The sequence below is a fragment of the Polaromonas sp. P3_B4 genome (genome assembly GCF_056402835.1).
The window spans coordinates 1,987,198-2,002,584 of record NZ_JBFUGQ010000001.1 but is presented as its reverse complement, the minus strand read 5'-3'; the positions used below and the strand labels follow the sequence as shown (position 1 = coordinate 2,002,584).

The window sequence follows — 15,387 nt, the reverse complement described above, 5'->3', positions numbered from 1 at the left end:
AATTAATACTGGGTAGAAGGCAACTCTACCGTCAATCCGTCGAGCGCGGGCGTGAGCTTGATCTGGCAACTGAGCCGGCTGTTGGGAAGGCGCGGCGCGGCGGTAAATGCCAGCATGCCGAGCTCTTCGCCATCAGGTGGCGGCAGGGTTTGCGTGTCCGAGGAAAAAGGTTCCTGCACGTGTACATGGCAGGTGGCGCAAGTCAGCAGGCCGCCGCAGTCGGCGGCAATGCCGTCAATGCCTGCGGCCACTGCGGCTTCCATCAGGCTTTTGCCGACTTTGCCTTTTACCGGCGTGGAGCGGCCGCCCGATTCGATGAAATGGATGGTGATCATGGTTATTTTTTATGCGGGCCGCGGCGGTTAGATCCGGCTGAAGTATTCACGTCTTTGCCAGTCGTCCTGGTCCTGGGCCTCGGCATGGCGGGTGATTTCGGCCTGTTTGACCCGCGTGAGGTAAGCGATGAACGCGCTGCCGAATGCCTCCGCCAGCGTCGTGTCGCCTTGCAAGGCTTGCAGCGCCTCTTCGAGGCTGGTGGGCAATCTTTTGGCGGTGTCACCATAAGGCGCGTCGGTGGCTGGGGGGGCTTTCAGGCGGCGCGCGATGCCGTCCAGCCCGGCGTGGATTTGCGAGGCCAGATAGAGATAAGGGTTCGCGGCGGGTTCGCCGAGGCGGTTCTCGATACGTGTGCCGTTGTCGTTGCATTGGCCAACCACGCGCAGCATGGCACCGCGGTTGTCCCGGCCCCACAAAATCGATTGGGGCGCCAGCGCATTCGGCCGAAAGCGGCCGAAACCATTGATGGTGGGCGTGCAGAAGGCCGTCATGCCGCGCGCATGCGCGAGCAACCCGGCGAGGTAGTGTTCGCCGGTTTCGGTCAGCGTGTACTGCGCGTGCGCGGGTGTGCTTCCGTCCGCGGGGCTTTGGCGTTTGAAGGCGTTGGCACCGGTTTTCAGGTGCACCAGTGACTGGTGCAGGTGCCAGCCGCTGGACATGATGTTGGGAAAGGGCGGGCGGCACATGAAGGTGGCGTGGTAACCGGCACGCCGCAAGGCCTGCTTCACCGCACTGCGAAACAGCACCATGTTGTCGGCGGCTGTCAGCGCATCGGTGGCTTCAAATACCGCCTCGACCTGGCTGGGCCCCAGCTCGATTTCCAGCGACAGCAGGGGCAGCCCCAGCGCCTGCGCCGTGCGCTGTACGATGCGAAGCGGCTCCTCGGCCATGTCCACCCATTGCTCTGACAGCAGGTGGTAGCCGGGATGGATCATGGTCACCTCTGGCGGCAAGCCCGGCCAGTCGGCCCGCGTCGGGTCAAGCTGGGGAACGCTGCCACCCTCGGCAATCCGGTAAATGTGGAACTCGATTTCCAGCCCACACTTCATGCCGTAGCCGGCTTCGGCCAGGTTGGCGAGGGCGCTTTGCAGCACGCGGCGAGTGTCGAACTCCACGGGGCTGCCGTCGGGGAACCACGGCTGGCACTGCACCCAGCCGGTCTTCTCCGCCCAGGGCAATTCTTTCAGGCTCGCCGGGTCGGCCAGCAGCATCACATTGCCGCCAAATTCAAAGCCCGGCAGTTCAGCGGCGCCGCCAGCCTCGAACACTTTGTAGGCGGTGCGGTCGGCCGTGTCCTTGAGCAGCAGCGTGCTCACCATGCCCACGCCTTCGGTCATGGCCTGTGCGGCAGTTGCGGCCACCAGTGTCTTGCCGCGCAACATGCCATGCAGGTCGCACCAGGCAAAGCGCACCAGCTCAAGGCCGCCCGCCTCGATGCGCCGCGTGGCATCGGCCAGCGCAGCCTGCCTTGCCGCGTCTTGCACGCCGCATTGCGCCGCAAAGCTGCTCATGGCTGAGTGACGGTGCTGGGTGAGTCGGAGGTGGCTCTGGCGCCCAGCCACGGCGCACTCTCGCGTTTGGTGCGCGCGGCTTGCTGCCACCACTGAGACCATTCGCCCGCCGGCGCAATGCCATCCACCGTGTCCGGGCCGGTGATCGCTGCGGCCAGCGCAGGGTCGGCGATGCCGGGCGCCACGCCGCCGTTTTGCACGGTCTCAATCGCCTTGAGCAGCACGCGCCGGTTGGCCATGATGACCTTGTCGGAGGTGCCCAGGTGTTCGCGTGTGCGGTCCTGGATCTCGCCCATGCTTTCCACGGCCCATTGGTCGTGCACATTGATGTCTTCTTCGCCCATGCCCAGGTAGGTGGTGCTCATCTGCTCTTCGGCGTTGAAGCCCCAGTTGTTGTGGCGGCCCGCTTTGGGAATGTAATCGGGCAGGGCAATGAACTGCTGGCGCTGCGCGCGCATGCTCTCGCGGTCCAGCGGGGCGCCAAAGCTGGTGAAGAAGGTGTACCAGTAGGTGTTCGTGTCGTCTACCGGCACATGCATCTGCGTGATGGTCATGGTTTCCGACAGCGGAATCACAAACGTGGCCGGAAAGATGGCGTTGGTCACGCGCACATGCGTGAGCTTGTCGGTCATGGCGCGCAGTGCGGTCAGCTGCATGCCCCAGGGCTTGTTTTCAAAGCTGATGTCGGGCTGGGCGAACTCGCGCATGATGCGCGTCATCGGCCACTGCTCGCCGTCCTTCGTGCCGGCGCTGGCGCTGCGAAACTGCTTGCCGGCCGGGTTTTCGCCGATTTCGTCGAGCGGATCGTCCTGCAAAAAGCGATGCAGGAAAGACGGGTGCGCCGGGTCGATGCCCACTTCAAAAGCCTGCAGCCAGTTGGCGTTCCACAAACCCTTGAAGGCAAAGCTGTGCGTGGCCGGTGCGGTAAAGCAATCAAAAGCGGGAAAGGGCGGCGGTGTGCTGCCCTCGTCGCCCATCCAGGCAAACAGCACGCCGGCTTTTTCAATCACGGGGTAGCTGCGCTGGCGTATGCGTTCACACAACTTGCTGCCCGTGGGCTCGGCCGGTGTTTCCAGGCAGCGGCCGTCGGTGGCGAACTTCCAGCCGTGAAAAGGGCAGCGCAGGCCGCCGCCTTGCGCGGCGCTTTCGCGGCGGCCAAACGACAGGTCGGCGCCGCGGTGCGCGCAGTCGCGGTCCAGCAGGCCCCATGCGCCGGAGGTGTCCTTGAACAGCACCAGATTCTGGCCGAACAGTTTGAGCGCCTTGACCGGGCGGATCTCCATACGCGGGTCCAGCGCCGGGTTGAACTCATCGACCAGCGCCGCAGGTTGCCAGTACTGGCGCAGCAGCTTGCCGCAGGGCGTGCCCGCGGTGATGCGGGTGAGCAGTTCGTTCTGTTCAGCGTTCATGGAGACCTTAAAACGGTATACCGAAATTAAAATTCAGTGTACATTCTCGGGCATGAACTTGCAAGAAACCGTTTTGATGCAGTTGCGCGACCTGATCTTGCGCGGCGAGTTTGAGCCGGGCCAGCGCCTGGCCGAGCAGCAACTGGCCGAGCGCCTGGGCGCCTCGCGCACACCGGTGCGGGCCGCGCTGGTCACGCTGGAGCAGGAAGGGCTGGTCGAGGCCAATGACACCGGCAAATACCTGGTGCGCCAGTTCACCCCGCGCGAGGTGGCCGATGCCATTGCGGTACGCGGCCATCTGGAGGGCATGGCGGCGCGGCTGGTAGCTGAGCACGGTGTGTCACGCCAGTTGCAACTTGATTTGCAGTCCTGCCTGGACGAAGGCGACCGCGCACTGGCCGCCAACCCGCTGGGCTATGACAACTACGCGGCCTATGCGGCCATGAACGACCGCTTCCACGCGCTTATCCTGGAGGCCAGCGGCAACCGTGCACTGCAACGCGCGATCGAATTGAACGACAAGCTCCCCTTCGCGTCAGCCTCGGCCATGTTGCCCATGCAGTCCACGCTGGAGCAGGACCGCGACTGGATGCACTACGCGCACCGCCAGCACCACATGCTGTTTGCAGCGCTCAAGGCCGGGGAGGGGGCGCGTGCCCAGGCGCTGGCAGTCGAACACACGGAAGTCGCACAGATGAACATGCGCATGGCGCTGCAGCGGCGCGCCGAAACCGAAAGCCTGATGCCTGGTTTGCGCCTTGTGGTGGGCGGCTAGCGCCTGCCCGCGGTCTAGCGCTCTCCCATTAATAACTTCAGGTCGATGGATTCAGCAACCGCCTTATTGCCGGCATCACCCAGGTGCAGGTGGTCGCCCGAGTCATAGGCGGGCAGGATGCGCAGCGGGTTCTGCGGATCGCGCGCCACCGCATCAAAATCCAGCACCGCATCGAATTCGCCGCTGTCGCGTATCCATGCGTTGACGCGCTGGCGCACCGCGTCTTTTGCGGGGCTGTAGTAATTGGCAATCGGTGAGCCCGGCATTGTCAGCGCGCCCTCGAATGGGGTCAGCGTGGCGCCGACGATGCGCACGCCGCGGCTCCTGGCGCGAGCAATCAGCTGCCGGTAGCCGGCGATCAGTGCGTCAGTCTGTGTGGCGGGCTCCTTGGGTTCAAGGGTGCTGCCAGGCCAGCTGATGTCGTTGATGCCCATGAGCAGCACTACGGTGGCAATACCGGGCTGACCCAGCACGTCGCGCTCGAACCGGGCCAGTGCATTCATGCCCATGTGGTTCTTGAGCACCCGTCCGCCCGAAATACCCGCGTTGAGCACGGCCACGTTTTGACTGGCCAGGCGGCGCGCCAGAAAATCCGGCCAGCGCTGGTCGGCGCCCGGCGTGGACGCCGCGCCGTCGGTGATGGAGTCGCCAAAGGCCACCACGCTGCGTGTGCCCGGTGCGGCGTCGACCAACACCGCGCTGAGAAAGAGGCGGCTGTTCACCGTGGCATCTGCCTTGAGGACGCTCGCGTTCACGGCATTGCCTGCCGCAATCTGCGCGGGCTGAAGGCCGTCCCAGTGAATGGTGGTGAGTGGTGTCGTTTGTGGAAAGTAGAGGCTGACCGACAGGTGGGCCAACGGTGCGACGCGCGTCTCGATCGGGTCGCTCATCACGACGGCGCTTGCCGGCACGGTAACGGCCTGTTGCCCCCCAAAGGTCACTGCCTTTCCGGCTTCGCCGGCAGGCGCTATCTGGGCCGCGCCTACCTGCAAGGCTTGTGAGCCATATTCGTTGGACAGCACGATGCGCACGCGTGAGCCGCCCACGCTGGCCCGGACGGTCTGGCGCACGGTCTGGTCGTGAAGCGTGGCGGGAAGGCCCAGCGGCAGCACAAAGTCATTGCTCCAGATGGGTTGGGGGCTTGCCGTCCAGCTTGGCATCCACACGCCGGCACCAGCTGCCTGCGCCTGCGGTAAAGCACTGGCAAACAGCAGCGCGAATGAAAGAACGGCTTGAAATACGCGCCGCTTTGAAAGGAAAAATGTGTTCATGGTGTGGTTCTCTCAGCAAGTGACGGGGATGGCGCGCGGCTCGGCCTTGTCGCGCGACAGGCTGTACAGAGTGACCGCGATGCCGGCCACCGTGATCAGCGCAGCCAGCCAGCTCAAGCCGCCCAGCCCGAAGGAACTGTTGACGACCAGGCCGCCCAGCCACGCGCCCAGCGCATTGCCCACATTGAAGGCACCGATGTTGAGGCTGGCCGCCAGGTTCTGGCCTGCGCCGTGCGCCTGCTGCAGCACGCGCATCTGCAGCGGCGCCACCGTGGCAAAAGAGGCCGCGCCCAGCAGCCCGACAAACACCACCGTGGCCACCGGCGAATGCAGCACAAAGCCCATCACGCCCAGCACCAGCGCGAGCGCGCCCAGTGTGAGCAGCAGCGACATCCGCAGCCCGCGGTCGGCCAGGCGTCCACCCAGCAGATTGCCCACAAAGAAGCCACCGCCAAACACCAGCAGGATGGGCGACACCGCCGCTTCGCTGAAGCCGGTGATCTGCGTGAGGATGGGCTGGATGTAGGTGAAGATCGCAAACAGGCCGGCGAAGCCGAGCACCGTCATCAAGAGGCCCAGCAGTACTTGCGGGCGGGCCAGGCCGGCCAGCTCTTGCCGGATGGTCGAGGTACCGTTTTCAGCCGCGCTGCGCGGCACAAAAATGGCCAGCACCACAAAGGCGAGCAAGCCGATCAGCGTCACCACCCAGAAAGTGGAACGCCAGCCGTAGTGCAGGCCCAGCCAGGCGCCAGCGGGCACGCCGAGCAGGGTGGCCAGCGACAGCCCGCTGAACATGATGGCGATGGCCGAGGCCTTGCGCTCGGGCGCGACCAGGCCGGTGGCCACGATGGAGCCCACGCCGAAGAAGGTGCCGTGCGCCATCGAGGTAATGACGCGGGCGGCCATGAGGCTGCCGTAGTCCGGCGCCAGCGCGCAGGCCAGGTTGCCCAGCGTGAAGATGGCCATGAGGGCCAGCAGCACGGTTTTGCGCGGCAGCTTGCGCGTGGCCAGCGTCAGCACCGGCGCGCCCACCGCCACGCCCAGCGCGTAGCCTGAAATCAGCAACCCCGCCGACGCGATGGTCACGCCCAGGTCGGCGGAAACCTGCAGCAGCAGGCCCATGATGACGAATTCGGTCGTGCCGATACCAAAGGAGCCCGCGGTGAGGGCCAGCAGGCCTAACGGAAGTGAAGGGAGTGATTTGCGCGCATCCATGAAAGTCGCCTAAAAAGAGGATGTGCTGAGTGTGAAGACTAAGTTATATCTTGACTAGAATGCCGCAAAGACAATCATTTATGAATTCAATTCACAATAATTCACGAAAAAATACCAGAGCATGCCCCGCATAGACGTCAACCGCTCCGGCGAGATGGAGGCCTTTGTCCAGGTCGTGGACAAGGGCGGTTTTTCGGCCGCCGCCCGGCAGCTGTGCATGACCCCTTCGGCCGTCAGCAAGCTGGTGACGCGGCTGGAGGCGCGGCTGGGTACGCGGCTTGTCAACCGCACTACGCGCAAGTTGCAGCTCACACCCGAAGGCACGACGTTTTACGAGCAGAGCACGCGCGTGCTGGCCGACATGGACGAGGCCGAACGCGGTGCGGCCGCCGGCGCCATGCCGCGCGGGCGCGTCAGCATCAACGCCAGCATGCCCACCGCGCACTGCTTGCTGCTGCCGTTGGTGCCGGCCTTTCACGAGCGCTTTCCGGATATCTCGCTGGACATTACCTTGACAGACCGCGTGGTCGACTTGCTGGACGAGCGCACCGATGTGGCAATCCGCTGGGGTGCACTTGCGTCGTCCCAACTGGTGGCGCGGCGCCTGGGCGATACGGCGCAGGTGATTGTCGGCAGTCCCGGGTACCTCGCCCGGCACGGCACACCGCGCACACTGGAAGAGCTGGAAGTGCACCAGCGCCTGGCCCATACCTTCAAGCGCAATATGCATTACTGGCCGGTACGGGTAGACGGGCAGGTTCAGCAGTTGCCGATCACCGGCTATGCGCGTGCCAGCGACGGCGAGGCGCTGCGCCACCTGGTACTGGCGGGGGCGGGGCTAGCCCGCATGTCGATGTTCCACGTCGGCCGCGACATTGACGCGGGCCGCCTGGTGCCGGTGGCTGAAAGCCTGAACCCGGGCGAGCGCGAACCCATCCATGCAGTATTTGTCGGCCGGGGCGGCCGCTTGCCGGCGCGCGTGCGCGTGCTGCTGGATTTTCTGGTTGAGCAGGTCACGCAGGAGGTTCTTGATGGTGGCGGGCTCGGGCATGACTACCAGCTGCATCAACCCTGACGCCTGAATGCGCCCGCACACAAACAGTGCGTGAGCGCTAAGTACTACCCCCTACATAGGTTCCCTATGGTTGCAGCGAGATAACTTGCCTAGTATTGGTAACAAGTCGTAAGGCTGCAAGGCCGCTCCGGCCATGGAGATTTCTATGCACCGCAATTCTGTTCACACCTTGGGTCTTTCCCTTTTGCTGTTGGCATTGTCCAGCGCAAGTTTTGCGCAGGAGCGTTTCAGCGTATCCGCAGACAACCAGGAAGTCACCGACAGCCGCACCGGCCTGGTCTGGCGGCGTTGCGCGGAGGGCATGGTCTGGAAGGGCAAGACCTGCACCGGGCAACCGGCTTTCCTGAACCATCCCGATGCGGCCGCGCGTGCCAAGGCGGCTTCCGCGCCGGAGGCCCAATGGCGCTTGCCGATTCTCAAAGAACTCTCCAGCATCGTCTCTGCACGAGAGGCTGACGTGGACAAGGCGGCGATAGATCCGAATGCTTTTCCGGGCACGCCCGTGGCGCGCTTCTGGACATCGAGCAGCACCGGCCCGGGCTATTTCACCTTTGTGGGCTTCAGCGACGGCAGTGCCGGTGAAGCCCCGCGTGCCACGGCGGCCGTCGTGCGCCTGGTGCGCAATGCGAAGTAAGCGGCACCCAACGCCGGCAGCAGCCGGCGCATCGGCCCTCAGTCTTTGGCCACCTGCAGCACCAGTTTGCCGAAGTTCTCGCCGTTGAAAAGCTTGAGCAGTGTTTCCGGGAAGGTGTCCAGCCCCACGACGATGTCTTCCTTGCTTTTCATGGTGCCGGCCTTGAGATAGCCGGCCATCTCCGCCACACCGACGTGGTAGCGGTCGGCGTAATCAAATACCACGATGCCTTCCATGCGGGCGCGATTGACCAGCAGCGATAAATAATTGGCGGGGCCCTTCACGGGCGTGGTGTTGTTGTATTGGCTGATGGCGCCGCAGATGATGATGCGGGCACCGCGCGCCAGCCGCGCCAGCACCATGTCCAGGATCTCGCCGCCCACGTTGTCAAAGTAGATGTCGATGCCCTTGGGGCAATGTTCCTTCAATCCGGCACGCACGTCGCCGTTCTTGTAGTCGATGCAGGCGTCAAAGCCCAGTTCCTTGACCACCCAGTCGCACTTGGCCTTGCCCCCGGCAATGCCCACCACCCGGCAACCCTTGAGCTTGGCGATCTGGCCTACTGTCTGGCCCACGGCGCCGGCCGCGCCGGAAACCACGACGGTTTCGCCGGCCTTGGGCAGGCCGACTTCCAGCAGGCCGAAGTAGCCGGTCATGCCGGGCAGGCCCAGCACATTAAGCCAGGATGTGAGGCCCAGGCGCGGGTCGATCTTGAACATGCCGCTGCGCTTGATCTGGTCGGCCGGGATCAGGCAATATTCCTGCACGTCGAGTGCGGCGTTCACGTAGTCGCCCACGGCAAAGGCCGGGTTTTGCGAGGCGATCACTTTGCCCACACCGCCGGCACGCATCACGGCGCCGATTTCCACCGGCGGGATGTAGCTTTTGGCGTCGTTCATCCAGCCGCGCATGGCCGGGTCCAGCGACAGGTACAGGGTTTTGACGAGCACGCCGCCCGGGCCGGGTTCGGCCACGGGCTCGGTGGTGAAGCTCCAGTTGTCGCGTGTGGGCAAGCCGACGGGGCGGCTTGCCAGGCGAATCTGGTGGTTGGCTAAGGTGGCGATGGCGCTCATGGTGGTCTCCGCTGAATTGGGGAAGGTTGTCGCCAGGATGGTAGCGGCGACCGGGCTTTGCACCAGTCGCGCAGGCGATTCGCGCGGCGGGCTGGCAAGATTTGGGTTTATGCTTTAGAGATGAAACTCCACAACTATTTCCGCTCTTCTTCGTCGTTTCGTGTACGCATTGCGATGGAGCTCAAGGGCCTGAGCTACGACTACATTCCTGTGCACATTGCCAAAGGGGAGCACAAGCAGCCGCCTTACGCCGCCCTGGCCGCCGACACCCTGGTGCCCCTGCTGGAAGTCGATGGGGAAAAGCTGTCGCAGTCGATGGCCATCATCGAATACCTGGATGAAAAACACCCGGAACCGGCCTTGCTGCCGGCGGATGCATTGGGCCGCGCCAAGGTGCGCGCGCTGGCGCAGTCCATTGCCTGCGAAATCCATCCCGTCAACAACCTGCGCGTCCTGAAATACCTGGTCAAGGAACTCAAGCTCGACGAAGCTGCAAAGAACGCCTGGTATGTGCACTGGTGCCGTGAAGGCCTGGAGGCCTTTGAACGCCAGCTGGCCCAATTGCCGGCATCGACCTATTGCTATGGCGATACACCGACACTGGCTGATTGCTGCCTGGTGCCGCAGATATTCAATGCCAAACGCTTTAACGTGAGTTTTGACGGACTGCCGCGCACCATGGCCGCGTTCGACGCCTGTATGGCGCTGCCGGCCTTCCAGAAAGCCCAGCCTTCGGCCTGCCCCGACAACGAAGCCTAAATATGTGGCCCCCACGTTCCCCACTTCGTGTGGTTCACGAGGCCTTGCAGGCCGCGGCTTGCGAGACGCTACGCCTCTGTCGCCTGTCCAAACCTGCTCAAGCAGGTTCGGAGCCGCAGGCTCCAGCCCCTCAGGGGCCAATTTTCCTGGGGGCGGCCCGTCGGAAAATTACCGGTGCCTGTTTTGCATACTGATTGGCTGATTCCCGACTGGCCGGTGCCTGCCGGCGTGCGTGCAGTGTTCACCACGCGTGCCGGTGGCGTGTCGCCCGTTCCCTATGACAGCCTGAACCTGGGTGACCACGTCGGCGACCAGCCGGCCAATGTTGCGGCGAACCGCGATGTGCTGCGGCGGGCAACGGGCAGCCACCCGGTGTTCCTTCAGCAGGTGCATGGCAGCGAGGTGCTGGTGTTGAGCGCCGATGCCGCCGACGGCCAGACAGCCGATGCCTGCGTGACGGATCAGGCGGGACTTGCCTGCACCATCATGGTGGCCGATTGCTTGCCGGTGCTGTTCGCGAGCGAAGAGGGCGCTGTGGTGGCCGCAGCGCATGCGGGCTGGCGCGGGCTGGCAGGAAGCCCGACGGGCCCGCACGGTGTACTTGAGGCAGTTTATGAGTCATTTCGGGCTCTGGCCCAACAAAAACAAGCGCAATCAGCTATCAAAATAATAGCATGGCTCGGACCGTGCATCGGGCCTGCAGCGTTCGAAGTCGGCGCTGAAGTCAAGGCCGCGTTCGAAACCGTTCAGTCTGACGCCGGCCGCTGCTTTACGCCGTGCGGCAGCGATAAATACTTGGCCGACTTGCCGGCGCTGGCGCGGTTGCGCCTCAAGGCGATGGGGATTACACAGGTGTACGGCAATGATGGCAGCGATGCATGGTGCACCGTGGGCAATCCGTCAAGGTTCTTTTCCCACCGGCGGGATGCCGGCGTCACTGGTAATGGGTTTGGCACCACGGGGCGCATGGCCGCCTGTATCTGGCGCGTGTGACGGTGAGGGTTTGTCTGGGGCTGCGTCCGCGTCTGCAGTTTGCTGCAGGCGCTTCTCTGCTGCGCGCTTCTTGATCGCCTTGCTGCGGGCAGGTGCACCCATCAGGTAAACCACCAATGCCACAGGACCCAGTCCATAGAGTACAAAGGTGACCAGTGCCCCCAGAAGTGTGCCGTTGCTGTTGGTGGCTTCGGCAACACTCATCATGAGCACAACGTAAATCCAGGCGATGACAATCAAATACATAAATACGTAGAACTCCGCGGCCCTGGTGAGCAATTTGTAATGCAAATCCTACGATACTGTTGGTGTGCTCAAAAGAGTCACCAGGACTCAACATGGATCGGGGAGACAAGATGAATTTTGACGCAAAGCAGGCCGAAGCGGCCCGGCAGATGCAAGAGACCTTTGCGGCAGGCCTGCAGCAGGCCATGAGTGTCATGGCAAACGCCGGATCAAGCGCCGGCTTCAATACTGGTGCAAACAACGGATTTGCGCCAATGGGTGCATTCAGCACAGGCCAGACCCCACCGGCACTCCAGTTCGATCCGGCCAGGCTCCAGGAATTGCAGCAGCGCTATATCGCGGACGCCTCAGCCCTGTGGAACCAGGGGTTGCAGGACGGCGCCGATACGCTGGTGTCTTCTGACCGCAGGTTTTCAAGCGCGGCCTGGAAGACCAACCCCGTCTCGAAATTTTCGGCTTCCACCTATCTGCTGAACGCCCGCACCCTCATGGCCCTGGCCGACGCCGTCGAAGGCGACGCAAAGACCCGCGCACGCGTGCGCTTCGCGGTCGAGCAATGGATGGCGGCCACGGCGCCCAGCAATTTCCTGGCGCTCAATGCAGAGGCGCAGCAAAAAGCCATCGAGAGCCAGGGCGAAAGCATCGCCCAGGGTCTCACCAACCTGCTGCACGATCTGAAGCAGGGCCACGTATCCATGACCGACGAGCGTGTGTTCGAGGTCGGTAAAAACGTTGCCACCACCGAAGGCGCGGTGGTGTTTGAAAATGAATTCTTTCAACTGCTGGAGTACAAGCCCCTGACGGCAAAGGTGTACGAAAAGCCTTTCCTGCTGATCCCGCCATGCATCAACAAGTTCTACATCCTTGACCTGCAGCCCGAGAACTCGCTGATCCGCTATGCCGTCAGCCAGGGCCACCGCACCTTCGTGGTGAGCTGGCGCAATCCGGACGAGTCGATGGCCCGGAAGACGTGGGACGACTACATCGAGCACGCCGCCATCAAGGCGATCGAGGTAGTGCAGGAGATCACCGGCGCCAAGACCCTGAACGCACTGGGTTTTTGCGTGGGCGGCACCATCCTCGGAACAGCGCTGTCCGTGCTGGCCGCACAGGGTAGAAAGCCGGTGGCCAGTGCCACGTTGCTCACCTCGTTTCTTGATTTCACCGACACCGGCATCCTTGATATCTTCATCGACGAAACCTCGGTCAAGTACCGTGAGGCCGAGATGGGGGAGGGCGGCTTGCTCAAGGGGCAAGACCTGGCTTCCACCTTCAGCTTCCTGCGACCAAACGACCTTGTCTGGAATTACGTGGTCGGCAATTACCTGAAGGGCGAAACACCGCCTCCGTTTGACCTGCTGTACTGGAACAGCGACTCCACCAACCTGCCGGGCCCGTTTTACGCCTGGTACCTGCGCAATACCTATTTTGAGAACAATCTCATCAAGCCGGGCAAGACCGTGGTGTGCGGCCAGAAAGTAGACTTGCGCAAGGTCGACATTCCTGTGTACATCTACGGCTCGCGTGAAGACCACATCGTGCCGATTGGCGGCGCCTATGCCTCCACGCAGCACTTGCCTGGAAAAAAACGTTTTGTCATGGGTGCTTCCGGCCATATTGCGGGTGTGATCAACCCGCCGGCCAAGAAAAAACGAAGCTACTGGACCCGTGACAAGCTGCCACAGGGGAAGTTTCCCGCGACGCAAGCCGGTTGGCTCGAAGGCGCGACAGAACATCCTGGCAGCTGGTGGACGGATTGGTCGGAATGGCTCAAGGGCCATGCTGGCAAGCAAATTGCTGCACCCAAAACCTATGGCAGCCGCAAGTACAAAGCCATCGAGCCTGCGCCGGGCCGCTATGTCAAGGCAAAAGCCTGACACAGCAAGCCGCGCCTCTCAGACCGCATTTATAAACGCATTCATAAACGCATCCTAAAACTTCAAAAGGGACACATCATGGAAGACATCGTTATCGTTGCTGCCGGCCGCACCGGCGTCGGTAAATTCGGCGGCTCGCTCGCCAAAATACCCGCAACCGAGCTCGGCGCAGCCGTCATCAAGGGTGTGCTGGAGCGTTCCGGCCTCAGCGCCGACCAGCTCGGCGAGGTCATCATGGGCCAGGTTCTGACCGCCGGTGTCGGCCAGAACCCGGCACGCCAGTCGGTCATCAAGGCAGGTTTTCCCAACGGCATTCCGGGCCTGACCATCAATGCGGTCTGCGGCTCCGGCCTCAAAGCCGTCATGCTGGCAGCGCAGGCTGTGGCCACGGGTGACAGCGAAATCGTCATTGCCGGCGGCCAGGAAAACATGAGCGCCGCGCCGCACGTACTCAACGGTTCGCGCGACGGCCAGCGCATGGGCGACTGGAAGATGATCGACTCCATGATCGTCGACGGCCTGTGGGATGTCTACAACCAGTACCACATGGGCATTACCGCCGAAAACGTGGCGAAGAAATACGAGATTAGCCGCGAGGCGCAGGACGCCTTGGCCCTGGGCAGCCAGACCAAGGCCGCGGCCGCGCAGGACGCCGGCAAGTTCAAGGATGAAATCATCTCCATCACCATTCCGCAGAAAAAAGGTGATCCGGTGGTATTTGCCGCGGACGAATTCATCAACCGCAAAACCAGCGCCGAAGGCCTGGCGGGCCTGCGCCCAGCGTTTGACAAGGCTGGTGGTGTGACGGCCGGTAATGCCTCGGGCCTGAATGACGGCGCTGCCGCGGTGATGGTCATGACGGCCAAAAAAGCCGCCGCACTGGGCCTCAAGCCATTGGCGCGCATCGCCAGCTACGCAACCACCGGTCTCGACCCGGCCTACATGGGCATGGGCCCGGTACCCGCGTCGACCAAGGCGCTGCAGCGCGCAGGCTGGAAGGCCCAGGACCTCGACCTGCTCGAAATCAACGAAGCCTTTGCTGCCCAGGCCTGCGCGGTGAACAAGGAGATGGGCTGGGACACCAGCAAGGTCAACGTCAACGGCGGCGCCATCGCGATCGGCCACCCGATTGGCGCGTCCGGCTGCCGCATCCTGGTGACGCTGCTGCACGAAATGGCGCGGCGCGATGCGAAAAAAGGGATTGCCAGCCTCTGCATCGGCGGCGGCATGGGGGTTGCCCTCACACTGGAACGCTGAATATAAGGTAAAAGAGGCTGAGACTGGCTTGCACCGTGCGCAAGCAGCTATTAAATCGATAGCGAATCACGGTGGGCCGTTCGGCAGGGAAGTCATCAGGTAAACGGTTTCGAATAATTCACAAAATCAAGGAGAGCGAAATGGCAAAGAAAGTAGCGTATGTCACGGGCGGTATGGGCGGCATTGGAACTGCCATCTGCCAACGGCTGGACAAGGATGGGTTCACGGTGATCGCCGGATGCGGCCCCACGCGCGACTTCACCAAATGGCTCGACGAGCAAAAAGCCCTGGGCCATACTTTTTATGCTTCCGTGGGAAACGTCGGCGACTGGGATTCCACCGTCACGGCCTTTGACAAGGTCAAGGCCGAGCATGGCCCCGTGGCTGTGCTGGTCAACAACGCCGGCATCACGCGCGATGGCCAGTTCCGCAAGATGAGCAAGGCCGATTGGGATGCCGTGATCTCCACCAACCTCAACAGCATGTTCAACGTGACCAAACAGGTCATCGAGGGCATGATTGAAGCGGGTTTCGGGCGCATCATCAACATCTCGTCGGTCAACGGCCAGAAGGGCCAGTTCGGCCAGGTGAACTATTCCACCGCCAAGGCCGGTCTGCACGGCTTCACGATGGCGCTGGCGCAAGAGGTGGCCGCCAAGGGCGTGACGGTCAACACGGTAAGCCCCGGCTATATCGGCACCGACATGGTCAAAGCCATACGCCCTGACGTGCTGGAGAAAATCGTCGCAGGCGTGCCCGCCAAACGGCTCGGCCAGCCCGAGGAGATTGCCTCCATCATTTCCTGGATCGCGTCCGATGAAGGCGGCTACGCCACCGGCGCCGACTTCTCGCTCAATGGCGGCCTGCACATGGGCTGAGCACCGTCGTCCGGGCGGTTGATCAAAACCCGCTTCGGCGGGTTTTTTAATGTCTGACTGTTTGGCGTAAACAACCTG

At 62.9% G+C, this 15,387-nt stretch carries 14 protein-coding genes; 8 read left to right on the top strand and 6 right to left on the bottom strand.

Annotated elements, in window-relative coordinates; genetic code table 11:
* Positions 1-2: 2 nt before the first annotated feature.
* The 3 genes from AC1DVV_RS09530 to AC1DVV_RS09520 are packed head-to-tail and all read right to left on the bottom strand — an operon-like array spanning position 3 to position 3,256.
* Positions 3-335, bottom strand: coding sequence for a 2Fe-2S iron-sulfur cluster-binding protein (locus AC1DVV_RS09530; RefSeq protein WP_457280376.1), 333 nt, complete (start codon positions 333-335; stop codon positions 3-5).
* Between the two features lie 27 nt (positions 336-362).
* On the bottom strand, positions 363-1,847 hold the full coding sequence (locus AC1DVV_RS09525; protein WP_457280377.1) for a glutamine synthetase family protein: 1,485 nt from the start codon (positions 1,845-1,847) through the stop codon (positions 363-365).
* Positions 1,844-3,256, bottom strand: a complete 1,413-nt coding sequence (locus AC1DVV_RS09520; RefSeq protein WP_477702545.1) for a Rieske 2Fe-2S domain-containing protein — start codon at positions 3,254-3,256, stop codon at positions 1,844-1,846. Before AC1DVV_RS09520 ends, AC1DVV_RS09525 begins: the two co-directional genes overlap by 4 nt.
* A gap of 52 nt (positions 3,257-3,308) precedes the next feature.
* On the opposite strand from AC1DVV_RS09520, the gene AC1DVV_RS09515 reads away from it, so the two are divergent.
* Complete coding sequence (locus AC1DVV_RS09515; protein WP_457280379.1) at positions 3,309-4,031, top strand: GntR family transcriptional regulator; 723 nt, start codon at positions 3,309-3,311, stop codon at positions 4,029-4,031.
* A gap of 14 nt (positions 4,032-4,045) precedes the next feature.
* On the opposite strand, the gene AC1DVV_RS09510 is transcribed toward AC1DVV_RS09515, so the two are convergent.
* Positions 4,046-5,302 (bottom strand): SGNH/GDSL hydrolase family protein, encoded by a 1,257-nt coding sequence (locus AC1DVV_RS09510; RefSeq protein WP_457280380.1) that lies wholly within the window; start codon positions 5,300-5,302, stop codon positions 4,046-4,048.
* Between the two features lie 12 nt (positions 5,303-5,314).
* The gene (locus AC1DVV_RS09505; protein ID WP_457280381.1) at positions 5,315-6,517 is read right to left on the bottom strand and encodes an MFS transporter; all 1,203 of its coding nucleotides are present in this window, start codon (positions 6,515-6,517) and stop codon (positions 5,315-5,317) included.
* A gap of 121 nt (positions 6,518-6,638) precedes the next feature.
* Here AC1DVV_RS09505 and AC1DVV_RS09500 point away from each other — a divergent pair, with 121 nt between their 5' ends.
* Positions 6,639-7,592, top strand: coding sequence for a LysR family transcriptional regulator (locus AC1DVV_RS09500; protein ID WP_477665761.1), 954 nt, complete (start codon positions 6,639-6,641; stop codon positions 7,590-7,592).
* Between the two features lie 145 nt (positions 7,593-7,737).
* The gene (locus AC1DVV_RS09495; RefSeq protein WP_457306593.1) at positions 7,738-8,226 is read left to right on the top strand and encodes an Lcl C-terminal domain-containing protein; all 489 of its coding nucleotides are present in this window, start codon (positions 7,738-7,740) and stop codon (positions 8,224-8,226) included.
* Positions 8,227-8,264: 38 nt separating this feature from the next.
* On the opposite strand, the gene AC1DVV_RS09490 is transcribed toward AC1DVV_RS09495, so the two are convergent.
* Positions 8,265-9,299 carry an NADP-dependent oxidoreductase gene (locus tag AC1DVV_RS09490; protein ID WP_457280384.1) on the bottom strand — a complete coding sequence of 345 codons (1,035 nt, stop codon included), beginning with the start codon at positions 9,297-9,299 and terminating at the stop codon, positions 8,265-8,267.
* Between the two features lie 120 nt (positions 9,300-9,419).
* Between AC1DVV_RS09490 and maiA the strand changes: the two genes are divergently transcribed.
* The 5 genes from maiA to phbB all read left to right on the top strand — a co-directional run bounded on the left by maiA (position 9,420) and on the right by phbB (position 15,309).
* A complete protein-coding gene (gene maiA / locus AC1DVV_RS09485) occupies positions 9,420-10,058 on the top strand; it encodes a maleylacetoacetate isomerase (RefSeq protein WP_457280385.1) in 639 nt (212 codons plus the stop codon).
* A 183-nt stretch (positions 10,059-10,241) separates the two neighbouring features.
* Positions 10,242-11,051: a peptidoglycan editing factor PgeF gene (gene pgeF, locus AC1DVV_RS09480; protein WP_477665762.1), complete on the top strand. Its 810-nt coding sequence runs from the start codon at positions 10,242-10,244 to the stop codon at positions 11,049-11,051.
* A 356-nt stretch (positions 11,052-11,407) separates the two neighbouring features.
* Positions 11,408-13,174: a class I poly(R)-hydroxyalkanoic acid synthase gene (gene phaC / locus AC1DVV_RS09475; RefSeq protein ID WP_477689371.1), complete on the top strand. Its 1,767-nt coding sequence runs from the start codon at positions 11,408-11,410 to the stop codon at positions 13,172-13,174.
* 78 nt (positions 13,175-13,252) lie between these two features.
* Positions 13,253-14,431: an acetyl-CoA C-acetyltransferase gene (locus AC1DVV_RS09470; RefSeq protein WP_457280388.1), complete on the top strand. Its 1,179-nt coding sequence runs from the start codon at positions 13,253-13,255 to the stop codon at positions 14,429-14,431.
* Between the two features lie 140 nt (positions 14,432-14,571).
* The gene (gene phbB / locus AC1DVV_RS09465) at positions 14,572-15,309 is read left to right on the top strand and encodes an acetoacetyl-CoA reductase (RefSeq protein ID WP_457280389.1); all 738 of its coding nucleotides are present in this window, start codon (positions 14,572-14,574) and stop codon (positions 15,307-15,309) included.
* Positions 15,310-15,387: the final 78 nt, after the last annotated feature.

Bases quoted from the DNA above. Each gene is read 5' to 3' on its own strand.
- AC1DVV_RS09530 (WP_457280376.1), bottom strand. From the start codon at position 335: ATGATCACCATCCATTTCATCGAATCGGGCGGCCGCTCCACGCCGGTA.
- AC1DVV_RS09525 (WP_457280377.1), bottom strand. From the start codon at position 1,847: ATGAGCAGCTTTGCGGCGCAATGCGGCGTGCAAGACGCGGCAAGGCAG.
- AC1DVV_RS09520 (WP_477702545.1), bottom strand. From the start codon at position 3,256: ATGAACGCTGAACAGAACGAACTGCTCACCCGCATCACCGCGGGCACG.
- AC1DVV_RS09515 (WP_457280379.1), top strand. From the start codon at position 3,309: ATGAACTTGCAAGAAACCGTTTTGATGCAGTTGCGCGACCTGATCTTG.
- AC1DVV_RS09510 (WP_457280380.1), bottom strand. From the start codon at position 5,302: ATGAACACATTTTTCCTTTCAAAGCGGCGCGTATTTCAAGCCGTTCTT.
- AC1DVV_RS09505 (WP_457280381.1), bottom strand. From the start codon at position 6,517: ATGGATGCGCGCAAATCACTCCCTTCACTTCCGTTAGGCCTGCTGGCC.
- AC1DVV_RS09500 (WP_477665761.1), top strand. From the start codon at position 6,639: ATGCCCCGCATAGACGTCAACCGCTCCGGCGAGATGGAGGCCTTTGTC.
- AC1DVV_RS09495 (WP_457306593.1), top strand. From the start codon at position 7,738: ATGCACCGCAATTCTGTTCACACCTTGGGTCTTTCCCTTTTGCTGTTG.
- AC1DVV_RS09490 (WP_457280384.1), bottom strand. From the start codon at position 9,299: ATGAGCGCCATCGCCACCTTAGCCAACCACCAGATTCGCCTGGCAAGC.
- maiA (WP_457280385.1), top strand. From the start codon at position 9,420: ATGAAACTCCACAACTATTTCCGCTCTTCTTCGTCGTTTCGTGTACGC.
- phaC (WP_477689371.1), top strand. From the start codon at position 11,408: ATGAATTTTGACGCAAAGCAGGCCGAAGCGGCCCGGCAGATGCAAGAG.
- AC1DVV_RS09470 (WP_457280388.1), top strand. From the start codon at position 13,253: ATGGAAGACATCGTTATCGTTGCTGCCGGCCGCACCGGCGTCGGTAAA.
- phbB (WP_457280389.1), top strand. From the start codon at position 14,572: ATGGCAAAGAAAGTAGCGTATGTCACGGGCGGTATGGGCGGCATTGGA.